This window comes from Streptomyces sp. 8P21H-1 (assembly GCF_013302945.1).
Genome location: NZ_JABTYA010000087.1, coordinates 155 through 3,989 on the forward strand (window position 1 = coordinate 155; position 3,835 = coordinate 3,989).

Below are 3,835 nucleotides of genomic sequence, written 5' to 3' on the forward strand. Positions count from 1 at the left end.
CGGGGCGCCGCGGCTTCCGCGTCCCGCTCAGCCGGCACTGCGTTCCGCCGCCTCGACCACGTTGACGAGGAGCTGGGCGCGGGTCATCGGGCCCACCCCGCCCGGGTTCGGCGAGATCCACGCGGCGACCTCGGCCACACCGGGGTGGACGTCGCCGACGATCTTGCCCTCCGCGTTGCGGGAGACGCCGACGTCGAGGACGGCCGCCCCCGGCTTGACGTCCTCGGGGCGGATCAGGTGCGCGGAGCCTGCCGCGGCGACGATGATGTCGGCCCGGCGCAGATGCGCGGCCAGGTCACGCGTACCGGTGTGGCACTGGGTCACCGTCGCGTTCTCCGAGCGCCGCGTGAGCAGCAGCGGCATCGAACGGCCGATCGTCACGCCGCGGCCGACGACCACGACCTCGGCACCCTTGATCTCCACTCCGTACTGACGCAGCAGGGTGAGGACGCCGTTCGGGGTGCAGGGCAGCGGGGCCGGCTCGTTCAGGACGAGACGGCCGAGGTTCATCGGGTGGAGGCCGTCCGCGTCCTTGTCCGGGTCCATCAGTTCGAGGACGCGGTTCTCGTCGATGCCCTTGGGCAGCGGCAGCTGGACGATGTACCCGGTGCAGGCCGGGTCCTCGTTGAGTTCGCGGACGACCGCCTCGATCTCCTCCTGCGTGGCGGTCGCGGGCAGTTCGCGCTGGATGGAGGCGATACCGACCTGGGCGCAGTCGCGGTGCTTGCCCGCGACGTACTTCTGGCTGCCGGGGTCGTCCCCCACCAGGACGGTGCCGAGTCCGGGCGTGATGCCCTTCTCCCTCAGGGCCGCCACGCGGACGGTCAGATCGGACTTGATCGCGGCTGCGGTGGCCTTGCCATCGAGAATCTGGGCGGTCATGGACCCATCCTCGCGGATGAGCGGGGCCAGGTTCCAATCCGCCCTCCGATCGACCTCCCGATCCCTTTCCGGGACGCCTTCCCGATCGCTTTCCGGGACGTCCTCCCGACCCCTTTCCGGGACGCCTTCCCGATCGCCTTCCCGATCGCCCGGCCGCACCGGTGCCGCGCGTGATCAGCGATGTTGCGCTTGCACAACTCCTGCAGGCTGCGGCTGGACAACGAGGCCGGGCTTTTAGACCATGAGCCGCGCAGTGCCGCGGGCAGTGCAGGGGGACGGACCGCAGACCACTCGTGCTTTTCCTCCGTACGACCGCGTCGTCCCGCACCACCAACGGAGGAACCGTCATGAGCTTCGGCGACCCGAACAACCCCTACGGGCAGCAGCCGCCGCCGCAGGGAGGGCAGCCGTACGGCTACCCGCAGCAGCCGCAGGGCCAGCCCGGCTACGGCTACCCGCAGCAGCCCCCGCAGGGTGTCCCGCCACAGCCCGGCTACGGTTACCCCCAGCAGCCCGGCCAGCAGTACCCCGGGTACCCCGCCGCCCCCCACCAGCAGATGTACGGCGGCATGCCCCCGTACGCCCACTGGGGCCAGCGGTTCCTCGCGACGCTCGTGGACGGGCTCGTCCTCATGGTCGCCTACCTCCCGCTCGTGATCGGGACGGCTCTGGGCAACGACTCGGCGGCGGCGATCCTCGGCCTCATCACCTTCGTCGCCATCGTCGGCATGGCCATCTGGATGCTGGTCCAGGAGGGCAGAACCGGTCAGACGATAGGCAAGAAGGCGCTCGGCATCCGCCTGCTGCGGGAGAGCGACGGGCAGCCGCTCGGCGTCGGCATGGCGTTCGTCCGCCGCCTCGCGCACTTCCTCGACAGCATCGCCTGCTACCTGGGGTGGCTGTGGCCGCTGTGGGACTCCAAGAAGCAGACGTTCGCCGACAAGGTGTGCAGCTCGGTGGTCGTCAAGGGCTGACGCCCACGACATCCACGGCGCCCACGGCGTCCGGATGGCAGTCGTCGAACGTACCGCCCCAGGAGCCCCCGGCTCTCCGGTGGCGGCACATTCGCGCCATTCACGCCCAGGGCCGTGTTCCACCCCGCCGGGAGGGGACACGGCCCAGGTGCGTCGTCCTACCCTGATCCCGTAGTTGCGTACAGGACGGGGAGCGGGACGGGGAGAACGGCCTTGTACAGCATCATCGTGGTACCTCCTGCCGTCGCGGCGGACGAGCCCGACGGCGGTCGCACCGATTCCCGGATACGGCTCGCGCCCGGCGAACGGCTGCCTTTCGGCCGCGCGGTCGGCGGCCGTACGCACGACGCCCGTTCGTCCGACGGCCGTACGGGCGGTGGCGGTACGGGCGGCGGCGGTCTCTCCATCGCGCACGAGGGCGTGTCCCGCAGGGCCGGTGAGATCACCGCGCAGGGCACCTTCTGGACCCTGAGCAACCTCTCGTCCCACCAGACCTACGTCGTGGAGAACCCCGAGGGCGCGGGCGAGCACATCAAGGTGGGACCCGGCCGCCTGGAGGCGCCGGTCCCCTTCGAGTTCTCGCGGATCGTCCTCCCCGCCGCGGGCGACCTGCTGTCCGTCGAGGTGTGGGCGCCGCGCCACGACTACCTGCGCTCCCCGGGCGGCCTGGACGGCGCGACGACCGCGCCCGCCTTCTCCGTCGACCGTACGAAGCGCTACTTCGCGGTCCTCGCCGCCCTCTGCGAACCCCGCCTGCGCGGTGAGCCGCACGCCCCGCTGCCCACGGTCGACCGGGTCGTCGAGCGGCTGCGCCCCACCTGGCCGGCCGCATCCCGCACCTCGGTGCAGTGGAACATCGACTACCTGGCCGTGAAGCTCCGCCTCAAGCCGGGCCCCGAGACGGCGGACACCGGCCCGCGCCTCAACGGCAAGAAGGAGTCCCTGGTCTCCCTGGCGCTCCGGTTCGACCTGGTGCGGGAGGACGACCTGGCCGTCCTGGCGGCGCCGGCGGGACGGGCGGCCCGGTGACGGAGGCGTACGCGGTGGCGGTGCCGAAGGGGTACCGGGTCGGCCCCTGGGAAGTACGGGAGCCCATCGCCACGGGAGCGTTCGGCAGCGTGTACGAGGCCCGCGGTGACCGGGCCCGCGAGGGCCTGCCGCGGTCGGTGGCGCTGAAGTTCATGCCCACCGGCACGGGTACGCCCCGCCAGCTGGCCCATCTGCGCGAACTCACCGAGCGTGAGCTGGAACTGCACCGCCGGCTCAGCCGCCCCCGGCTGATCCGGCTGTACGAGACGCGCACGGTCGACGACCCGGACCATCCCGAACTGGACGGCGCCACCGTCCTCGTACTGGAACGCGCCGAGAGTTCCCTGGCGGCGCTGCTGGCCCGTTCCCCGCGGCCGGCACACGGTCCCGCCCTGCTCGCGCAGGTCTGCGAGGGGCTGGTCCAGCTGCACGGTGCGGGCTGGGTGCACGGTGACCTCAAGCCCGCCAACGTCCTGCTGATGGCGGACGGTTCGGTCCGTCTCGCGGACTTCAACATGGCCGCGGAGCTGGAGGGCACGCACGCCTACACACCCGCGTTCTCCACGTCCGACTACACGCCGCCGGAGCTGCTCTGGTCCGAGATCGGCGAACGCGGGCGGCAGACGAGGCCCTCGGCCGACATATGGGCCTTCGGCGTCCTCGCGCACCTCGTCCTGACGGACACGTTCCCGCTGCCGGGCGGCAGCCCCTCGGCGCGCCGGGACGCGGCGGTGCGCCATGCGCGCGGCACGGACGAGCTGCGCCTGTCCCCCGCGCTCCCGGACGCCTGGCGGGACATCGTGCGGGCCTGCCTGGCGCGTACGCACCCGGAGCGGATCTCCGCCGTGGAGCTGCTGCGGCGGGTGGAGGCGGCGGTCGGCACGGCTCGCTCCCCCCGTCCGTGGAGGGTCCGTCCGCAGACGGTCCGTCCGTGGAGGGTTCGTCCGCGG

General features: G+C 72.3%; 4 protein-coding genes. 3 read left to right on the top strand and 1 reads right to left on the bottom strand.

Features of this window, described 5'->3' with window-relative positions:
* Positions 1-27: 27 nt before the first annotated feature.
* Positions 28-882: a bifunctional methylenetetrahydrofolate dehydrogenase/methenyltetrahydrofolate cyclohydrolase gene (locus tag HO151_RS01790; RefSeq protein WP_173894377.1), complete on the bottom strand. Its 855-nt coding sequence runs from the start codon at positions 880-882 to the stop codon at positions 28-30.
* 347 nt (positions 883-1,229) lie between these two features.
* Between HO151_RS01790 and HO151_RS01795 the strand changes: the two genes are divergently transcribed.
* The 3 genes from HO151_RS01795 to HO151_RS01805 form a co-directional block, all read left to right on the top strand.
* The gene (locus HO151_RS01795; RefSeq protein WP_173894378.1) at positions 1,230-1,856 is read left to right on the top strand and encodes an RDD family protein; all 627 of its coding nucleotides are present in this window, start codon (positions 1,230-1,232) and stop codon (positions 1,854-1,856) included.
* Between the two features lie 213 nt (positions 1,857-2,069).
* Positions 2,070-2,885, top strand: a complete 816-nt coding sequence (locus tag HO151_RS01800; RefSeq protein ID WP_173894379.1) for an FHA domain-containing protein — start codon at positions 2,070-2,072, stop codon at positions 2,883-2,885.
* Positions 2,882-3,835 (top strand): serine/threonine-protein kinase (locus tag HO151_RS01805; RefSeq protein WP_173894380.1); only part of this gene is annotated, 954 nt, incomplete at its 3' end. The genes HO151_RS01800 and HO151_RS01805, both read left to right, overlap by 4 nt.

Coding starts and splice junctions, on each gene's coding strand:
- HO151_RS01790 (WP_173894377.1), bottom strand. CDS start 882: ATGACCGCCCAGATTCTCGATGGCAAGGCCACCGCAGCCGCGATCAAG.
- HO151_RS01795 (WP_173894378.1), top strand. CDS start 1,230: ATGAGCTTCGGCGACCCGAACAACCCCTACGGGCAGCAGCCGCCGCCG.